The sequence below is a fragment of the Pseudomonas coronafaciens pv. oryzae str. 1_6 genome (assembly GCF_000156995.2).
Lineage (GTDB): Bacteria > Pseudomonadota > Gammaproteobacteria > Pseudomonadales > Pseudomonadaceae > Aquipseudomonas > Aquipseudomonas tremae.
The window spans coordinates 3,407,707-3,424,494 of the sequence record NZ_CP046035.1 but is presented as its reverse complement, the minus strand read 5'-3'; the positions used below and the strand labels follow the sequence as shown (position 1 = coordinate 3,424,494).

Sequence of the window (16,788 nt, the reverse complement as noted above, 5' to 3'; positions counted from 1 at the left end):
AAGGTGTTTGCCTGATGGATGCTGTCTCTCCGCTGGATGCTTACCAACGTGCGGTCCAGCGTGGTTTTCAGTCTGATCAGGCGCAGTTGCGGGCTGTGCAGCAGTTGCAGGCGTGCTATCTGGCGCTGACCGAGTCTCGCGGTAAAGCGCAGGGTGTGTACCTGTGGGGGCCGGTCGGGCGCGGCAAGACCTGGTTGATGGACCGCTTTTTCGAAAGCCTGAGTGTACCGGCAAGGCGTCAGCATTTTCATCACTTCATGCGTTGGGTGCACAAGCGCATGTTTGAACTGATGGGTACGCCTCAGCCGCTGACAGTGGTCGCCAAAGAGCTGGCGCGGGACGTGCGGGTGATGTGCTTCGACGAGCTGTTTGTGACCGACATAGGTGACGCGGTAATCCTTGGCGGGCTGTTGCAGGTGATGTTCGAACAGGGCGTGGTACTGGTCTGTACCTCCAACCAGCCACCGGAGCAGCTTTACAGCCACGGCCATAACCGTGAGCGTTTCCTGCCCGCCGTCGCGGCTATCCAGAAGTACATGAATGTTGTGGCAGTGGACGGTGGCGAAGACCATCGCCTGCACCCTGGCCAGTTGCACCAGCGTTATTGGGTCTTCGAAGCCGGTCGACCGAGTGCTTTGCAGGGGATATTCGAAACCCTGAGCGCCGGCCAGCCGGTGCACGACTCGCAGGTCATGCTCGGTTATCGCAGCATCAACGTGGTTCAGCACTCCGATACGGCGGTGTGGTGCCGCTATCGCGACCTCTGCGAACAACCGCTGGCGGCGATGGATTTCATCGCGCTGTGCGATCGCTTTTCAGTGATTCTGCTCAGTGAGGTGCCGGTACTGGGCGCTGCACAACGCGAGGCGAAGATTGCGCGAGGCACCGAGGATGGCGTGGAGCAGGTGACGGCGGGGGATCGTGAGTTGCCACAATTGTCGCCTAACGACGATGGCGTACGACGCTTCATCGCGCTGGTGGACGAGTGCTACGACCGGCGCATTCCGCTGTATGTCGAAGCGCCGGTGCCGATGGACGAACTGTACACCCAGGGTTATCTGTCATTCGCGTTCCGACGCACCCTGAGCCGGTTGCAGGAAATGCAGCTGGAGCGCTTTACCGAGTCGTGACGGTCAGGATGCATCCCGACGGCGCTGGGCCAGCATGTGTTTGGCGCCTTCGATCATCAACACCACGACCGCCAGCCAGATCGGCAGGTAAGTCAGCCATTCATCGCGCCCGATGCTTTCGCCCAGCAGCAGGGCAACTCCGACCAGCAGGATCGGCTCGACATAGCTGAGCAGCCCGAACAGGCTGAACGGCAGCAGGCGACTGGCGAGAATATAGCTGACCAGTGCCGAGGCGCTGATTACCCCTAGCAGCGGGATCAGCAGATACAACAACGGTGTCTGCTGGATAGCTTGCGGTTGACCATTGCTGATGAACCACAGACCGATGGGCAGCATCAGCAGCATGTCGAACCACAGGCCGCCCAGATGATCGGTCTTGAGCTTGCGCCGCAGCACGAAGTACAGCGGATAGCCGCCTGCAACCAGCAGGGTTTCCCAGGAAAAACTGCCCAGCCGCCACAATTCATGGGTAACCCCGACCATTGCGAACACGGCAGCGACCTTCTGCAGGTACGAGAGGTGCTCGCCGTACACCACCCGGCCGGTGAGAATCATGCTCAACGGCAGCAGAAAATAACCCAGCGACACCTCCAGACTGCGCCCATGCAGCGGCGCCCACATGAAGATCAGCAGTTGTGCGCCGAGCAGCAGCGAAGACAGCAGCAGCCCGAAGAACAGCAACGGTTGCTGCCTGAGCCGGACAGCCACATCGCGGACTCGTCGCCAGTCACCGCTGACCAGCATGAACAGGGTCGCGCACGGCACCGTGAGCAGCATGCGCCAGCCGAAAATCTCTTCGCCGTCGAGAGGCTTCATTAACGACGTATAGAAATACATGACCCCGAACAGCACGGAAGCCAGAACCGACAGCACGACACCTTTGTACACAACGTCCTCCGCAACGGCTCATTCAACCTTTTGCACCTGTCTGGTGCGCGCGTCGACCAGTCTACTGGCCTGATGTGCAAAAAGCTGCACATCAAACTGCGGTGGTTGTACGCTTGCCGGTCTTTATCACGATAAGCGGATTTTTACGGACCAGGTCGACACAGCGATGGAACGTGCCCCATTCAAGCGCATCAGACGTTTTGGTTAATCGATCAGCTTTGCTAGGCTGTCGCGCTGGCTGGCGCGATTCTGTCCGGTAATCACAAGGAGCATGCATGACCTCATTCAGCACCGCAGCCCAGGACGCCAAGGCTCGGGCGGAACAGTCTTCTACGCGTATCGCGTTTTTCATTGCCGGGTTCAGTGTGGCGTCATGGGCGCCGCTGGTGCCTTACGTCAAACAACGCATGGGCCTTGATGAGGGCACGCTCGGGCTCTTGTTGTTGTGTCTTGGTGTGGGCTCGATCATTTCAATGCCGCTGGCGGGCGCACTGGCAGCGCGGTTCGGCTGTCGACGATTGCTGGTCTGCTCGACGCTACTGATCTGTCTGTGCCTGCCACTGCTGGCGACGATATCCAGCCTGCCGCTGCTGATAGCGACGCTGTTTCTGTTCGGCGCAAGCATGGGCGGGGTCGACTGTACCGCCAACGTTCAGGCGGTGATCGTCGAGCGCAACAGCGGCAAGACCATGATGTCGGGGTTTCATGGCCTGTTCAGCCTTGGCGGTATTGTCGGCGCTGCTGGTGTCGCCGGCTTGCTCAGTCTGGGGATCTCGCCGTTCGCTGCGATGTTGATAGTCGTGCTGCTGACGCTACTTGCGCTGGCGAAAGCAGCTCTGAATCTGTTGCCCTACGGCAGCTCGTCTGACGGACCCGCCTTTGCGATCCCGCGGGGTGTGGTGCTGTTCATCGGGCTGCTGTGTTTCACTGTGTTCCTGGCCGAAGGTGCGATGCTCGACTGGAGCGCGGTGTTCCTGACCTCGTTGCGTGGCGTCGAAGCCTCTTATGCCGGATTGGGTTATGCCGTGTTCGCTGCAACCATGACGCTGGGGCGGCTGTTTGGCGATGCGGTCGTGAAACGGGTGGGTTCAAATCGGGTGATCATTCTGGGCGGCCTTTGCGCAGCGGCGGGGCTGGCCGTCGCTACGTTGATTCCGGTCTGGCAGGCAGCGTTGCTGGGCTATGCGCTGGTTGGCGCCGGCTGCTCGAACATCGTACCAGTGTGCTACAGCGCCGCCGGTCGGCAGAAGACCATGCCGGAAAGCGTTGCGATCCCGGCGATTACAACAGTGGGCTACGCCGGGATTCTGATCGGTCCGGCCGCCATCGGTTTTATCGCCCACATCAGCAGCCTTGAACTGGCGTTCATGGTCGTTGCCGTAATGCTCCTGGGCGTGGCCTTCGGGGGCAGCAAGCTGCGCACCTGAACGCTGCTACAGCCTGCGCGCCATCCCTGAGACCCGGATCGAACTGCCGATCTGCTCGGGGATCTCGGCGCGCAGACGCGATGGGCTGCCCATGTCTTCACCTTGCAGGATGTCGATCAGCCCGCCGTGCGGCCAGCCTATATCGCGCAGATAACCACCCAGCGCAGCCGTGGCCGCTCCAGTGGCAGGGTCTTCATACACGCCGCCGAATGCAAATGGGTTGCGGGTATGAAACATCTGATCAGTCTCCGCCCAGGCCAGCAGAATCGTCGCCCAGCCTTCACGCGCCATCAGCTCGCGGCCGGCCTGTTGGTCGTAGTGCATGGCCTTGAGCGCTGCCCGACTGTTCAGTTCCAGGAGTAGATGCCCGGCACCGCCATTTATATGTGCGGGAGGGATGCGCTCATCCAGATCGCCATGCGTATAGCCGAACAGCATCAGCGCTTCTTCCAGCAGCTGCGCGCTGATCGGTTTGCTGGATGTCGCCGGTGATTGCAATGCTGCCGAGGTCAGTGAACCCTGAGCATGACCTTCGACTGTAATCTGCGCCTGATTGAGCGTCAGGTTAAACACACCGTCGCCTTGCTGCGCTGCCAGTGCTGCACCTAGCGCAATGGTGGCATGGCCGCAGAACGGCACTTCGGCCAATGGCGAGAAATAGCGCACCCGCCAGCCGTTTTCGAGCGGGACAGCAAAAACGGTTTCGGAAAAACCGACCTCAGCAGCGATCTGCTGCATGCGCGCCTCATCAGGCAGCGAGGCACCAAGCCATACACCCGCCGGATTACCACCCTGATCGCCATCGCTGAACGCGGCCAGTCTGAGTATTTCGTTTGTCATGGGTTCGGGTCCTTGCCGTGCTCAGGGGTAGACAGTGTGCTACGCAGGTGTGTGGGGAATCCAGTGAGAAAGGCGGGCAGGGTGCGCAAACTCTTCCTGTCAAAGCCCCTCACATCTGGCCATCCGTCGCTCTACCAGGCGCTCGCGCAGTGTGTCGTAGCCCCAGTTGAACAACAGGGTATAAGGCAGAAACATCAGCAGCAGGCCGATGTCCAGCCAGAATGCCTGCATCAGGCTGATCGACAGCCACCATGCGGCCAGCGGCACGACAGCCAGAATAAGCCCGGCTTCGAAGCCCGCTGCGTGCAGGATGCGAGTGGTCAGGGTCATGGTGAATCCGTGGGTGCGGCGCAAGCGGTCGAACAGGGCGTTGTAGGTCATGTTCCAGAGCATGGCGATGGTGGAGATCATCACCGTCATGATGCCCATCATTGCCAACGAGTGGTCCATGAGCCAGGCCAGCAGCGGCGCGACCAGAATCACACCACCGACCTCGAACAAAGTGGCATGCAGCGCACGCTCACGGATGGATTTACTGGGGCTGGAGGGCTGCTGACCTGTGTGATGTTTGCTGTGACTCATGATCGGGCTTCCCTTGTGTTCGTTCATGGCAGCATTATCATCGGCCTTTGCGTTAATCTGAAAATCATTGCCATCGGGAAAACCGATAAGAGACAGTCATGAGCTATTCACCTGAGGCGCTGGAAGCCTTTGTCCAGATCGCGGCGCTGGGGTCATTCAGCGCTGCCGCCAGGCGTCTGGGCAAGAGTCAATCGACCATCAGTGAAGCGATCGCCCGGCTGGAGATCGATTTGGGGCTGGAGTTGTTCGATCGCTCATCGCGGCAACCGGTGCTTACCGATGCCGGGAGAGTGATGCTTGGTCGTGTCGACGACCTGCTGTGCGCCTCGGACCGGCTGCGACGTGCGGCTGCGCGACTGGCTGCGGGCGTCGAGCCTCGGTTGACGCTGGTGCTGTCCGATGCCAACCAGTTCGCCGATTTCGAGCGACTGATGACCGAGCTGGACGAACGCTTTCCAGAGCTGGAAATGGAGTGTGTGTTTGCCGAACATGGTGATGCGATCAGTCTGGTGCAGTCGGGCAGGGCATCCCTTGGGCTGCTTTCGGCACAAGCCAGCTACCCACCTGAAATCGGTCATGCCACCATCGATGAAAGTGCTGACTTCGGCTTGTTCGTGTCGCATGGACATCCGCTTGCCGCGCTTGAGCGGGTCGACTATCAGCAACTGGCGCGCTATCGCGCATTGCGCCTCAACACGCTGGTCGAGCACAGTATTCCTACCGACGATCTGCCCACCAGCGGCCACCGTCACTGGTCAGCGCCCAATTACCTGCTGCTGATGGACATGGCCGCTTTCGGTTTCGGCTGGTCGGCTTTGCCGCGCTGGCTGGTGTCACGTTATTCGGGCGGGCTGCTGAAGGAACTGAAGGTCTCGGGTTGGCCGCGACGTTCGGCGGTCGACATTGTCTGGTCATTCGAGCGCAGCCTGGGGCCGGCCGGGGCGTGGTTGCTAGACTCATTGGTACCGTTTGCGGGGGAGTGAGGCGGGAACACGACTGGCTATATTGGTCTGGTTTTATCGATAAAATTCGGAATGGTCTGACAGACCCTTATAAGTGTCTCCTTTACTGTCGTCACCCTCCGGCTGAAGGCCGGAACTGCGTGATGAACCAAGGATGCCTACATGATTTCCTCTGCAAAACTTGGCGACTTGCATGCCTGCCCGATTCCGGGCCACGGCATCACGCCCATTGTGACGGCTTCAAGCGATGTTCTGATCAACTCACTGACTACAGCGCGGGTCGGCGATATGTGTGCCTGCGGGGCGGTGATCGTTGCGGGTTTTCCATCCATCATGGTCAATGGCCGGCCCATGGCCCACCTCGGCAGTCCGAGCAGCCATGGCGGCATGTTGATCAGCGGCAGCGACGATGTGGGCGGCGGTTCTACGTCCTGACGGTACGCTGGACCCACAGCGGCTCGACACAGTGATAAATGATCCGGATCTTGCAGGCAACGCCATGTAATGACATTTTATTACCCTGACGTCTGATCAGACATTTACTGCGGACAGGTGGATATGGCATTCGACTGGCACTCTGACCTTATTACGCGTGACACCCCGGTGGACAATCACTACCGCAATACGCAGAACGTGCGGCGTTTCATGATCGGGCAGTGCGGCGCTTCCTTCAGGTTTGATCGAGCCTTCATGGGCTGGATCAAGGACGATACGCCCAAAAGCATGGGGCAGGTGGCAGACGAGTGGTTGCGGACCCGGCCGTCGGCGCCACAGGCAACCTGAAGTCGCTTTTTTGCGCTGTGCCACTGTGCTTTCCAGGTATCCGGTTGTAGCTCAGCGAGCAGGAAGCGCCTGGAACTCACCTTTCGACAAACCCTGTACGTCGTTGCCCATGCTGTCACGGATGTTCAGGTCGGCGCCCTTGTCGGTGAGGGCTTTGAGTACCTCGGTGCGTTTGAACAGCGCTGCATACATGGCGGCGGTCTGCCCGGCATTGTTGGTCAGGTCGGGACCGCAGTCGGCCTGAACAAGACGCTTGGCGATACTCAGTTCACCTTTGAAAATTGCGCCCATCAGCGCGGTATTGCCGCGATTGTCCTTGGCGCAGGGGTCTGCACCTGCATCGATCAGCCTGGTCACCGAGTCTTCATGGCCGTGATAAGCCGCCAGGATGAGACCGGTATAGCCTTGCTCGTCCCGAACATTGAGGTCGTAATGGGCCTCGATGAATGTGTCGAGCATGGGGTTGTTGCCTTCGCGGGAGGCGTCGAAAAAAAGGCTGCGCAACTGGCTTGCAGTCTGTTCCGCCGTCAATTGCTCAGGGGGTGTCGGTTGTGTCGCGTTCGCAGCTGCCGTAAACAACAGCAAGGCGTAGATGAGATTTTTCACGGGCGTTCTCCTGGCCATGCCCGCTCCGGCGCACCAGGCACCGGAGCGGGATTTCAGCTCATCAGTCTTTCAGGTTGGCAGCCAGCGACTTGACCTTGGCCAGATCGCCTTTGGCCACTTCGGTAACCCGAGTGCCGTAGGTTGGATCTGCCTTGTAGAGGAACGACAGCATGATGTTTTTGCTTTCAGTGTCAGTGTCGGCCAGCGACTCACCGAAGCTCTGCACCAGATCAGTCTGCTCTTTAGCGTTGTAAGAGCGATAAAGGTCACCCGCCTGCTTGAAGTTCTGCTCACGCGTGATCTTCGCCTGCTGGGTGGTGCCGCTCAGCGGAAGTTCGCTGTAACGCGCCTTCTCATCCGCTGGACGCGGCTCCAGCCGGCTTGGCTCGTAGTTCACGCCGCTGGTGGTGTGGCCGCTGTTCATCTTGCCATCCTGGTTGCCGTTGTTAACCGCCACTTTAGGCTGGTTGACTGGCAGGCTCAGGCCGTTGGCGCCCAGACGATACATTTGCGTGTCGGCGTAGGAAAACACACGACCCTGCAGCAGGCGGTCTTCGGAAGGCTCGATGCCTGGAACCAGGTTGGCCGGAGCCATGGCGACCTGCTCGGTTTCCTGGAAGAAGTTGTCTACGTTCTTGTTCAGCACCATCTGACCGATCTTTTTCTCGGGTACATCAGGCCAGATCTTGGTCGCGTCCAGAGGGTCGAATTCGAACTTGGCCAGGTCTTCCGGCTTCAGAACCTGCACGTACAGATCCCATTTCGGGAAGTCGCCTTTCTTGATGGCGCCCACCAGATCGTTGGTCAGGTGGCTGTAGTCCTTGGACTGGACCTGAGCAACTTCTTTCGGGTCAAGGTTCTTGAGACCTTGCAGGCTCTTCCAGTGGAACTTGACGTAGTGCACTTCGCCTTTGGCATTGACCAGCTTGTAGGCATGAACGCCGTTGCCGTCCATGAAGCGATAGCCTGCTGGCGTACCTTCGTTGGAGTACAGCAGGGTCAGCGTGCGGGTCGCTTCCGGTACGTGGGAGAAGAAGTCGAAGCGACGCGAGTCGTTGTCCAGGTTGGTACGCGGGTCAGGTTTGAACGCGTGCACCATGTCCGGGAACTTGATGGCGTCACGGATGAAGAAGGTAGGGAAGTTGTTGCCCACCAGGTCCCAGTTGCCATCGGCTGTGTAGAACTTGGTCGCAAAGCCGTGAGGGTCGCGCAGTGTTTCTGGTGAGTGGTTACCGTGGACCACGGAGGAGAAGCGGACAAAAACCGGGGTTTTTTCACCGGATTTAAAAACCGTCGCCTTGCTCAGGTCGCTGATGTCGGCCGATGCCGTGAATTCACCTTTGACGCCTGTACCTCGGGCGTGCACGACGCGCTCCGGAATACGCTCGCGATCAAAGCGCTGCAGCTTTTGCAGCAGTTGCACGTCTTGCAGCAGGACCGGCCCTTGGGCGCCTGCGGTCTGGGAGTTCTGGTTGTCGCCGACTTCGGCACCATTGTCGCGAGTCAGCGTGTCGGCTGCATAAGCCGCCGGAATACTGATAAGACCGGCTGCAGTCAAATGAACCACGTGTCTGGACCAGTTTAATAACGGCATTTTGAATCCCTCATATTTTTAGTAGGCGAGATAAGCTTAGGCGCGCGAAGGTGAAAGGGTGATTATAAAAATGCATCGGGTTGATTAAAATAAATGCGAGCGAAAGTGTTGGATATTAGTCTTGTTTTTGTGCGTAGCTGAGATAGCAGTCGATAAATAATACTGGCAAAAAGCCTTTTTCTGGAGGGTACTAGTTTGCTAAATCATTGAAATTAAGGTATTTTTTATTATATTTCGATTGCAATAATAAAGTTCTCATACCGTGCGTCAGTGACAGGTTGATGAAGGAAGCAGTAGGGGTGCCGAGTGTTTTATTTGCAAATCAGGCACCTTGATTTAATAGGGAGCTAACGTTCGGTAATATAATAGTGGGTCACGGAATAATATTCGGTAGTGGCTATTTGATAGTTGATATCGCGAATGAGTATCAACTAACGTTTATATTTATCAGCTTCTGACGATTCGGTGTTGCGTGCCTGGAAGCGTTATCATGCTTCTATAGCCAGTGCAGACAAACCACACATTCCGGAATCCGCCGCTTTATGCCAACCGTCATGCTGCTCCAGACCCCGCCCCCCGAATTCATCCGCAGCCAGATTCAGCAAATGGTCGTCGATTACGTCACCGACATCAGCCTGGTTGCCATCGACCCGAGCAACCCGCTGTACAACCTTTATCAGTATGGCGTGGGCTACGAGGTACATCTTTACCTCAATGCCATGGACGGTTCACAACATTTGGCCGTCGAACTGATTGTTGCGCTGGACGATGACGACCCGGAAATCGTATTGGGTTTTTTGTTGTATCTGCCGGTCAACGGCGACCCACAAGCCTGCGCGGTGGCCTACATGGCGGTTCTCGAAAGCCATCGTCAGCAAGGCATTGGTCGTTCAATGCTGGAGAAAATGATCGATCGATACCCGCATGCCGAACTGTACTGCGCAGTTGACAAGGTGCCTTGCTTTGAATCACTGGGCTTTCAGGTATTGGGCGCGCGGGGCCCCCAGGTCATCATGAACACCCGCGACCACGGCACTGGTGGGTTGCTGGCGGTCATGGACATTGCCCCGATCTACAGCTCGGTAGAAGTGCGGCAGATTCATGCCTATCTACTCAAACAGCATGGTAGCCAGGCAATGGTCGATGCCGAGAAGCAGCGCGATCTCCACCTTGACGAGAAGACCCGCCAAGCCAGGGAGTTTGTCGAACAACGGCCTGGCAGTAATACGTTTGGGGCTTTCAAACTGCATTAACGTGCATTGTTCATGAAACGTAGTGCACTTCATTCTCATTGCATTTACGTATTTTTATATTTGTCAAACTTTTTTACGTAAATCTCTCGGGGGATATGAACCATTCATTTGGGGTGAAGTCATTATGATATCACTGCTGCGTGATCATTTATCTCAGCGCCCCATCAGCTTCATCTCCCTCGGATACGTCTCATGAATTTCCTGCGTCAGTTAAAGTTTTCGACCAAGCTTATTTCGGCATTCATCGTTTGCGCACTGATCACGCTGGCTGTCGGCGGTCTGGGCATGGCAGGTGTTACCCGTCTGGGCAATGCGCTTGAGCTTACTTTTTCCAACAACCTGGTCTCTGTCGGCAATACCAATGAAACGCTTACCAGCCTGACAGCGCATAACCGCGGCCTTTACCGGTTGCTGGATGCGCAGGATGGCGGTGTGCCCGAGGCTGACATGGAGCGTGTTCGTCAGGCGCTGGGCGATGACCTTGCTCGTGCGCAGAAAGTTTTCGCAACCTACCGGGCCACTCCTCTGGAAGATGACGAGCGCGTCGCTGGCGACCAGTTGGAGCAAATGCTGCCTGCTTATATAGCGGGCTCTCAGCAAGTGGTCGAATTGATGAAGGCTGGCAATCTCGATAGCGCCCGCACTCGTTTGAACACATTATCCGCAGACGGATTTGCCAAGGCGCGTGGTTACTTGCGGACAATGATCGAGTCCAACAATCGCCAGATCAAGGAAGGGGCGGTGGCGGCGTCCGAGCTCAAGTCCAGATCAGTGCTGATGCTTGAGGTGGGCGTGGTTATTGCCTTTCTGGTAGCGATCATGCTGGGTGTATTCATCACTCGCATGATCACCCGACCACTGGCGGTGGCAGTAACAAGCGCCCAGCGCATTGCCGGCGGTGACCTGACTCAGCCTATCGTTTCCACCAGCGGTGATGAGGCTGGTCAGTTGCTCGATGCGCTGTCGGGGATGCAGACCGGTCTGAAACACACGATTCAGCAGATCGCCAGCGCCGCCGACCAGCTCGCTTCGGCAGCCGAGGAGCTGAGCGCGGTCACTGACGAGAGTACTCGCGGGCTGACTCGCCAAAACGATGAAATTCAGCAGGCGGCGACTGCGGTCAACGAGATGACCGCTGCAGTAGAGGAAGTGGCGCGCAATGCGGTGTCGACATCCGAAGCGTCGAAGACCGCGACGGATGACGCAATCGATGGTCGGGGTCAGGTCGATCACACTGTCAAAGGCATCACCACCATGGTTCATGAGATCACCGCATCCACGGGTGCCGTTTCTGAACTGGCCGGGCATGTCCGGGAAATCAGTAAAGTGCTCGACGTGATTCGCAGCATTGCCGAGCAGACCAATCTGCTGGCGCTCAACGCCGCCATCGAAGCAGCGCGTGCAGGTGAACAGGGCCGCGGCTTTGCGGTAGTGGCCGATGAGGTCCGTGCTTTGGCGCACCGTACTCAGGCATCGACAGTGGAAATCGAAGGGATGATCAGCACAGTGCAGTCAGGTGCCGATGGTGCCGTTGCTGCAATGGGTAAAAGCCTGACGCTGGCGACCAATACTCAGGAACTGGCGCTGCGGGCCGGTTCGGCGCTGGAAAAAATCACTATGGGTGTAGCGACCATCAACGAACGTAACATGGTAATTGCCTCCGCTTCCGAGGAGCAGGCCCAAGTGGCTCGCGAGGTTGACCGTAACCTGATCAACATTCAGGACCTTTCGACGCAGAGTGCTGCTGGCGCGAATCAGACCAGCGCTTCGAGTCAGGAACTGTCGCGTCTTGCTACCTCGTTCAATTTGCTGGTTGCCAACTTCAAGCTTTAATAGCCTCTTCTAGCAGGCATTTGTCTGGCGCACGTCTTCAGCCTTCCGGCCATGAAATTCCGGTCAGGTATGAAAAAGGCGTTGCGCCCGACCGGGTGGTATCGCGCATCATAGGCGTACTCAGCCCGAGAGAGACATTTTCATGCCTGTCATTGTTTACGCCCTGCGCCTGTCGCTCCTGAGAGTTTCGCTGTCACTTCTTGGCGCGCTGTCCCTTGGAATGTTTGCCAGTCATGCGTTGGCCAGCGACGAGACACAACTGGTCGAATCCCTGAACGCCTATCGGGGTCAGACGCAACGTTGTGGCGAGCAGGTGTCAATGGAACTGCCGCCGCTTGCCAGTGATCCGCGTCTGGTATTGCCTGCCAACGGCAATCTCGACCTGCAGCAGGCGCTGACTCGTGCCGCCTACCCGATGGTCACCGTGCAAGCGATCAGCCTGTCCGGACCGCGTGATGCGGCTTCGGCGCTCAAGGCCGTGCAAGAGAGTTTCTGTCGTGTGGTGCTGGACCCGCAGTTCGTCGACATCGGCGTCAGTCGTGAGGGCCGGGACTGGCGCATCGTGCTGGCCCGTTCGCTGGTTGCATCGCGTCTGGGTGATTGGCAGGCAGAGGGGCAGAAAATCCTCGAGATGGTCAATGTCGCCCGCACCCAACCACGTCAGTGCGGTCCGCAGTCCTTTGCCGCGACCACGCCGTTGTCCTGGAACCTGATGCTGGGTACCGCCGCTCAGGCGCATTCACAGGCAATGGCCAATCAGAACTTTTTTGATCATAAGGATCACGACGGTCGCACGCCCGGAGATCGCGCCGAGCTGGCCGGGTATGTGGGCCAGCAGGTCGGCGAGAACATTGCCGCGGGTCAGGATACTGCTCGCAAGGTGGTGGACGGCTGGCTGGCCAGCCCCGGTCATTGCGCCAATCTGATGAGCCCCGCTTATCGCGAGTTGGGTGCTGCCTACGCGATGGACCCCAAGAGTAATGCAGGCATCTACTGGACGGCGATGTTCGGCACGCAGCAGTGAGGTTTTCCGGTTTGCAGTGGTCGCCAGCCTAAAAACGAAACGCCTGGCGACCGATCAGCAGCCACTGGCCGTTTTGTTTCTGCCAGATCTGGAAGTTTTCTATCTCGGTCGGCACGACCTTGCCGCTGTTTACCGCCTGCGCCGAGAAGTGATTGCGCACCAGAGCCACGTCGCCGGAGAGCGTTATTTTCTGATTGAGCATCTTCAGTTCGTTGAAGCCGCTTCTGCCGGTTTCGATGTCTGCGATGAACGCTTGCTTGTCCTGAATAGCTCCGCTGGAGTGCCCGTAGGTGAGGTTGTCGGCAGTCAGTGCGTTCAGTTGCGCAATGTCCTTGTGCCACATGGCTTGCGTCAGTTTGTCTACGGCATTGGCCACGTCAGCTTCGTCGGAGGTCGCGGCGGTGACATATCCGCTAAACAGGCACAGAAAACCTATAAGCAATGTCAGCTTCTTCATGGGTATACCTTTTTTGTCGTTGTCGGGTTGGGGGAACCGGGACAGGCGATCAATTCATCTGTCGCCGTGCAACTTAGATCAGCGCGAGCGGCTCGACAAGTGCGATTGCGAATTCTTCAGGCCTGCAGAAGCGCAGTCTCGATAACAACCCCCAAGCGCCCTGACATGTCTGTCAGGGCGCTTGGGGGTGTGCTGCGCAATGTCAGGTTCCGGTTACCTTGTCACTCAGACCCGGAACTGCTTGGTCAGTCGATTCAGGCCTGAGGCCAGGCTCGACAGTTCTGCCGTGGCAATTGCAGTCTGGTTGGAGCCTTCAGAAGTCTGACTGGACAGGTCGCGGATGCTGACCAGGCTTCGGTCAACCTCGCGCGCTACCTGGGCCTGTTCTTCGGCTGCGGTGGCGATCATCAGGTTGCGCTCGTTGATCTGGCTGATGGACTCGGTGATTTCGAGCAACGCCTTGCCGGCGCCGTTGGCCATTTCGAGTGTCTTTTGCGCCTGAACGCTGGTCTGTTCCATTGCCGTCACCGCATTGCCGGTACCGGTCTGAATCGAACTGACCATCTGTTCTATTTCACGGGTCGACTGCTGAGTACGGTGGGCCAGCGCCCGAACCTCGTCCGCGACCACCGCAAAGCCTCGTCCGGCCTCACCGGCGCGGGCGGCCTCGATGGCTGCGTTGAGGGCCAGCAGGTTGGTCTGTTCCGCGATGGCGCGGATTACGTCCAGCACTTTACTGATGTCGGTTGCCATGGCTGCCAGGCCTTGCACTTCGGTGGAGGTGAGTTGCACCTTGGACACCATAAGGTTGATGGCAGTGACGGTTTCATCGACTTGCGCGCGTCCGGCGATGGCGGCTGTACTGGACTGCGAGGTAACTTCCGATGCCGAGGCTGCGTTGCTGGCAACCTCTTCGACCGCAGCGCTCATCTGGTTGACGGCAGTGGCGGCCATTTCAATTTCATTGCTCTGACGCTGAATAGTGCGCGAAGCGTCTTCGGTTACCGCGTGCATCTCTTCGGAGGTGGCCGCGAGCTGGGTGGAAGAGTCGCCAATCAGGGTCAAGGCACTGCGCAGGTTGGTCTGCATGGCGGCCAGTGCCGCGATCAGTCTGGCAGCCTCGTCGGTGCCATCCAGGGGGATGTCCTTGGTCAGGTCGTTGTCGGCGATGCGTTGCGCAATGTTCAGCGACTCGCCAATGGGGCCGGTCAGGCTGCGGGTGTACATCCAGGCCAGGAGCAGCGTGGTCAGAACACCTGCGGCGATGAAAATGCCCACCATCCACAAGGTTTGCTGGTAAGCAGTGTCTGCCGTGGCGCCGGCCTTCTGGGCCTTGCTATCGTTGATGCCGGTGAGCTTCTTGAGGGTGGCTTCGACCTGATCGGCCGCGCTTTTCATTTCTCCATTGGAGGTCGCAACGGCTGCTTCGAGATTTCCCGCAGCGACTGACGCCAGGTAGCGATCCTGGGCCGCCTGATAATCGGCATTGGCCTTGGTGAGCTCATCAAATGCCTGGCGGCCTTGTGGGGTGACGATCAACTTGTTGAGGGCATCGGCATAACCAGCAATCAGCGAGCGTGATTGTTGAATATCACCCAGCGCCTTGGTCTTTCGTTCTTGCGGTTCGATCGGGTTACGGACGCGGGCATTGTTGCCTCTGATGCCTACAAACTCGCGATCCAGAGAACCAAGTAATTTGACGCTGGGCAGTACGTTGGTTTCGATGAATTTTTCGGCGGCGTTGAGTTCCGCGGCCTGACGCAGAGCCAGCAGGCCCAAGGCAACGATCATCAGGCAGAAGATGCCGAAACACAGTGCAGAACGGGGAGCGAGGTTGAGCTTTCGCAACATCATGAGTGTTTCTCCGGAGTGGGCAAAAAGGCTATCGCCCGCACGCGGTTTAACTTTGTAACAAAATAGTAAGCAAATATTTCAAAGCTTTTGAGCGCTGAAACGGCAGGTCAGGACCTGCCAGCTTCAGCCCCCAGGTCAGCGCTTTTCCATGCCCAGAAGAAACGTATCGACTGCCCGCTCGACCATGCCGCGAATCTGCTCGATGCTCAACGGCATAGGCGCCTGCTGGTAAAGGCGAATTTCTGTTTCTGCAGTCAGCAGTGCAGTGAGTTGCAGCGCCGCGATGTCCGGATCAGTCGATCGCAACTGCCCGCGCTGCATGGCTATGCGCATTGTCGATGCTATTGTCTGCAGGCACTCTCGAGGGCCCGATTCATAAAACATCATGCCGATGTCGGACTGTCCGGACTCGGCCACCACCATTCGGTACACCGCCAAGGCGCTGTCATCATTGATCAACATCATCAACATGCGCTCACCGAAGCGAGTCAGCATGGGGCGTAGTTCTATGTCGGTGCCCATCTCGTTGGTATTGCTCAGTTCCGAAACAGCCTCGGCCAGATGCGCCGTTGCCAGTCTGTTGACGACGGCGATGAACAGTTCTTCCTTGGAATGGAAATAACTGTAGATAGTGGCTTTGGAGCCACCCATGCGCTTGGTCACTTCGTTCATCGAAGCACGTTCGTAGCCCATTTCGAGGAAAACGCTTGCTGCGGCATCAATGATGGCTTCGCGGCGAGCTTCAGTACGCACCTTCATTTATATCCTTAATCCCTTGGTGAACCGCTCGGTACAGTTAGCGCAAAATTCTCTAGACTGGAACTGAACCGTTCGGTACGATTTAAGCCGAATCCGTGGAGCTTACTGGAAATGCAGACTCAGATAAATGCTGAAAGAGGGACGCTTTCTTTATCGGGTCATTCGACAGGCTGCCTTCAGTCATCCATTGCACCTATGTATCAATGATGGAGTGAACAGTTCCATGAACATCATCGATTTCAAGCAACCCGTGAAACGCTCCCATCGCGTCAGTACAGCAACGGTGCCCGTGCTCGAAAAGGTACTGACAGTCATCTTGAAAACCGATGTTCCCGTGCTCATGGGCATCTGCAGCGACGGCCTGCGCAGTAACAGCGCAATTCTGGGAGGCGAGTTCCAGGGCGAATCCTTCAGCGGTTCAGTGCTTTCCGGCGGCAGCAATCTGCTGGTCGAAATGTCATCCGAGCTGGCTGTTTTGGACACCCGTTTCACCTTGCGTACGCAGATGGGCGAGCTGATCAATGTTGAGAACAGGGGCATCATGCTCTTGGACGAGGCGGGCCAGCAGGAGCTTCAGAACGGCATATGGCCAATCAGCGAAGGCCATTACCAGTGTTCCTGCACACCACGTTTTCAGGTTTCTCTCGGTCCTAACGAGTGGCTGGAAAAGAGTGCCTTCATCGGCAAGATCGAATACCTGTACGCTCACGAAATGCTCATCAGCTTTTACCGCATGAAACCCTGACCGCTTAGCTCAGGAGCCTGCCGATTCATTCAGGCAGAAGGAGCAAGCCGG

At 57.6% G+C, this 16,788-nt stretch carries 16 protein-coding genes and 1 pseudogene; 9 read left to right on the top strand and 8 right to left on the bottom strand.

What is annotated here, in order from left to right; all coding sequences use genetic code 11:
- The first annotated feature begins 14 nt into the window (after positions 1-14).
- Positions 15-1,130, top strand: coding sequence for a cell division protein ZapE (gene zapE, locus POR16_RS15355; protein WP_005890357.1), 1,116 nt, complete (start codon positions 15-17; stop codon positions 1,128-1,130).
- Positions 1,131-1,133: 3 nt separating this feature from the next.
- Here the strand turns inward: zapE and rarD are convergent, their stop codons facing one another.
- Positions 1,134-2,018 carry an EamA family transporter RarD gene (rarD, locus tag POR16_RS15350; protein WP_005890358.1) on the bottom strand — a complete coding sequence of 295 codons (885 nt, stop codon included), beginning with the start codon at positions 2,016-2,018 and terminating at the stop codon, positions 1,134-1,136.
- A 275-nt stretch (positions 2,019-2,293) separates the two neighbouring features.
- Between rarD and POR16_RS15345 the strand changes: the two genes are divergently transcribed.
- Positions 2,294-3,445 (top strand): MFS transporter, encoded by a 1,152-nt coding sequence (locus POR16_RS15345; protein ID WP_005890359.1) that lies wholly within the window; start codon positions 2,294-2,296, stop codon positions 3,443-3,445.
- A 6-nt stretch (positions 3,446-3,451) separates the two neighbouring features.
- Here the strand turns inward: POR16_RS15345 and POR16_RS15340 are convergent, their stop codons facing one another.
- Together POR16_RS15340 and POR16_RS15335 are read right to left on the bottom strand one after the other, a co-directional pair.
- Entirely contained in the window at positions 3,452-4,285 is an 834-nt protein-coding gene (locus tag POR16_RS15340; protein ID WP_005890360.1) for a PhzF family phenazine biosynthesis protein, read from the bottom strand.
- Between the two features lie 99 nt (positions 4,286-4,384).
- Positions 4,385-4,867 (bottom strand): multidrug/biocide efflux PACE transporter, encoded by a 483-nt coding sequence (locus tag POR16_RS15335; protein WP_117143987.1) that lies wholly within the window; start codon positions 4,865-4,867, stop codon positions 4,385-4,387.
- Between the two features lie 98 nt (positions 4,868-4,965).
- On the opposite strand from POR16_RS15335, the gene POR16_RS15330 reads away from it, so the two are divergent.
- The 3 genes and pseudogenes from POR16_RS15330 to POR16_RS15320 all read left to right on the top strand — a co-directional run bounded on the left by POR16_RS15330 (position 4,966) and on the right by POR16_RS15320 (position 6,612).
- Positions 4,966-5,850, top strand: coding sequence for a LysR family transcriptional regulator (locus tag POR16_RS15330; protein WP_005890363.1), 885 nt, complete (start codon positions 4,966-4,968; stop codon positions 5,848-5,850).
- Between the two features lie 141 nt (positions 5,851-5,991).
- A pseudogene (locus POR16_RS15325) lies at positions 5,992-6,328 on the top strand (PAAR domain-containing protein); the annotation flags it as partial.
- Between the two features lie 59 nt (positions 6,329-6,387).
- Positions 6,388-6,612 carry a DUF6434 domain-containing protein gene (locus tag POR16_RS15320; protein WP_005890367.1) on the top strand — a complete coding sequence of 75 codons (225 nt, stop codon included), beginning with the start codon at positions 6,388-6,390 and terminating at the stop codon, positions 6,610-6,612.
- A 51-nt stretch (positions 6,613-6,663) separates the two neighbouring features.
- Here the strand turns inward: POR16_RS15320 and POR16_RS15315 are convergent, their stop codons facing one another.
- Entirely contained in the window at positions 6,664-7,218 is a 555-nt protein-coding gene (locus POR16_RS15315; RefSeq protein ID WP_005890369.1) for an ankyrin repeat domain-containing protein, read from the bottom strand.
- A gap of 61 nt (positions 7,219-7,279) precedes the next feature.
- Positions 7,280-8,812: a catalase KatB gene (katB, locus tag POR16_RS15310; protein WP_042932283.1), complete on the bottom strand. Its 1,533-nt coding sequence runs from the start codon at positions 8,810-8,812 to the stop codon at positions 7,280-7,282.
- Between the two features lie 542 nt (positions 8,813-9,354).
- Here katB and POR16_RS15305 point away from each other — a divergent pair.
- The 3 genes from POR16_RS15305 (at position 9,355) to POR16_RS15295 (ending at position 12,922) form a co-directional block, all read left to right on the top strand.
- A complete protein-coding gene (locus POR16_RS15305) occupies positions 9,355-10,065 on the top strand; it encodes a GNAT family N-acetyltransferase (protein ID WP_005890372.1) in 711 nt (236 codons plus the stop codon).
- A gap of 192 nt (positions 10,066-10,257) precedes the next feature.
- Positions 10,258-11,898, top strand: a complete 1,641-nt coding sequence (locus POR16_RS15300; RefSeq protein ID WP_024671072.1) for a methyl-accepting chemotaxis protein — start codon at positions 10,258-10,260, stop codon at positions 11,896-11,898.
- A 142-nt stretch (positions 11,899-12,040) separates the two neighbouring features.
- Complete coding sequence (locus tag POR16_RS15295) at positions 12,041-12,922, top strand: CAP domain-containing protein (RefSeq protein ID WP_005890375.1); 882 nt, start codon at positions 12,041-12,043, stop codon at positions 12,920-12,922.
- Positions 12,923-12,950: 28 nt separating this feature from the next.
- Here the strand turns inward: POR16_RS15295 and POR16_RS15290 are convergent, their stop codons facing one another.
- The 3 genes from POR16_RS15290 to POR16_RS15280 all read right to left on the bottom strand — a co-directional run bounded on the left by POR16_RS15290 (position 12,951) and on the right by POR16_RS15280 (position 15,992).
- Entirely contained in the window at positions 12,951-13,379 is a 429-nt protein-coding gene (locus POR16_RS15290) for a nuclear transport factor 2 family protein (RefSeq protein ID WP_032618687.1), read from the bottom strand.
- A gap of 225 nt (positions 13,380-13,604) precedes the next feature.
- Entirely contained in the window at positions 13,605-15,230 is a 1,626-nt protein-coding gene (locus POR16_RS15285; RefSeq protein ID WP_412458893.1) for a methyl-accepting chemotaxis protein, read from the bottom strand.
- A 138-nt stretch (positions 15,231-15,368) separates the two neighbouring features.
- Entirely contained in the window at positions 15,369-15,992 is a 624-nt protein-coding gene (locus POR16_RS15280; RefSeq protein WP_005890378.1) for a TetR/AcrR family transcriptional regulator, read from the bottom strand.
- Between the two features lie 223 nt (positions 15,993-16,215).
- Between POR16_RS15280 and POR16_RS15275 the strand changes: the two genes are divergently transcribed.
- Positions 16,216-16,737 (top strand): DUF3237 domain-containing protein, encoded by a 522-nt coding sequence (locus tag POR16_RS15275; RefSeq protein WP_005890379.1) that lies wholly within the window; start codon positions 16,216-16,218, stop codon positions 16,735-16,737.
- Positions 16,738-16,788 lie beyond the last annotated feature (51 nt).

Bases quoted from the DNA above. Each gene is read 5' to 3' on its own strand.
- zapE (WP_005890357.1), top strand. From the start codon at position 15: ATGGATGCTGTCTCTCCGCTGGATGCTTACCAACGTGCGGTCCAGCGT.
- POR16_RS15345 (WP_005890359.1), top strand. From the start codon at position 2,294: ATGACCTCATTCAGCACCGCAGCCCAGGACGCCAAGGCTCGGGCGGAA.
- POR16_RS15340 (WP_005890360.1), bottom strand. From the start codon at position 4,285: ATGACAAACGAAATACTCAGACTGGCCGCGTTCAGCGATGGCGATCAG.
- POR16_RS15335 (WP_117143987.1), bottom strand. From the start codon at position 4,867: ATGAGTCACAGCAAACATCACACAGGTCAGCAGCCCTCCAGCCCCAGT.
- POR16_RS15330 (WP_005890363.1), top strand. From the start codon at position 4,966: ATGAGCTATTCACCTGAGGCGCTGGAAGCCTTTGTCCAGATCGCGGCG.
- POR16_RS15320 (WP_005890367.1), top strand. From the start codon at position 6,388: ATGGCATTCGACTGGCACTCTGACCTTATTACGCGTGACACCCCGGTG.
- katB (WP_042932283.1), bottom strand. From the start codon at position 8,812: ATGCCGTTATTAAACTGGTCCAGACACGTGGTTCATTTGACTGCAGCC.
- POR16_RS15305 (WP_005890372.1), top strand. From the start codon at position 9,355: ATGCCAACCGTCATGCTGCTCCAGACCCCGCCCCCCGAATTCATCCGC.
- POR16_RS15300 (WP_024671072.1), top strand. From the start codon at position 10,258: ATGAATTTCCTGCGTCAGTTAAAGTTTTCGACCAAGCTTATTTCGGCA.
- POR16_RS15295 (WP_005890375.1), top strand. From the start codon at position 12,041: ATGCCTGTCATTGTTTACGCCCTGCGCCTGTCGCTCCTGAGAGTTTCG.
- POR16_RS15290 (WP_032618687.1), bottom strand. From the start codon at position 13,379: ATGAAGAAGCTGACATTGCTTATAGGTTTTCTGTGCCTGTTTAGCGGA.
- POR16_RS15285 (WP_412458893.1), bottom strand. From the start codon at position 15,230: ATGTTGCGAAAGCTCAACCTCGCTCCCCGTTCTGCACTGTGTTTCGGC.
- POR16_RS15280 (WP_005890378.1), bottom strand. From the start codon at position 15,992: ATGAAGGTGCGTACTGAAGCTCGCCGCGAAGCCATCATTGATGCCGCA.
- POR16_RS15275 (WP_005890379.1), top strand. From the start codon at position 16,216: ATGAACATCATCGATTTCAAGCAACCCGTGAAACGCTCCCATCGCGTC.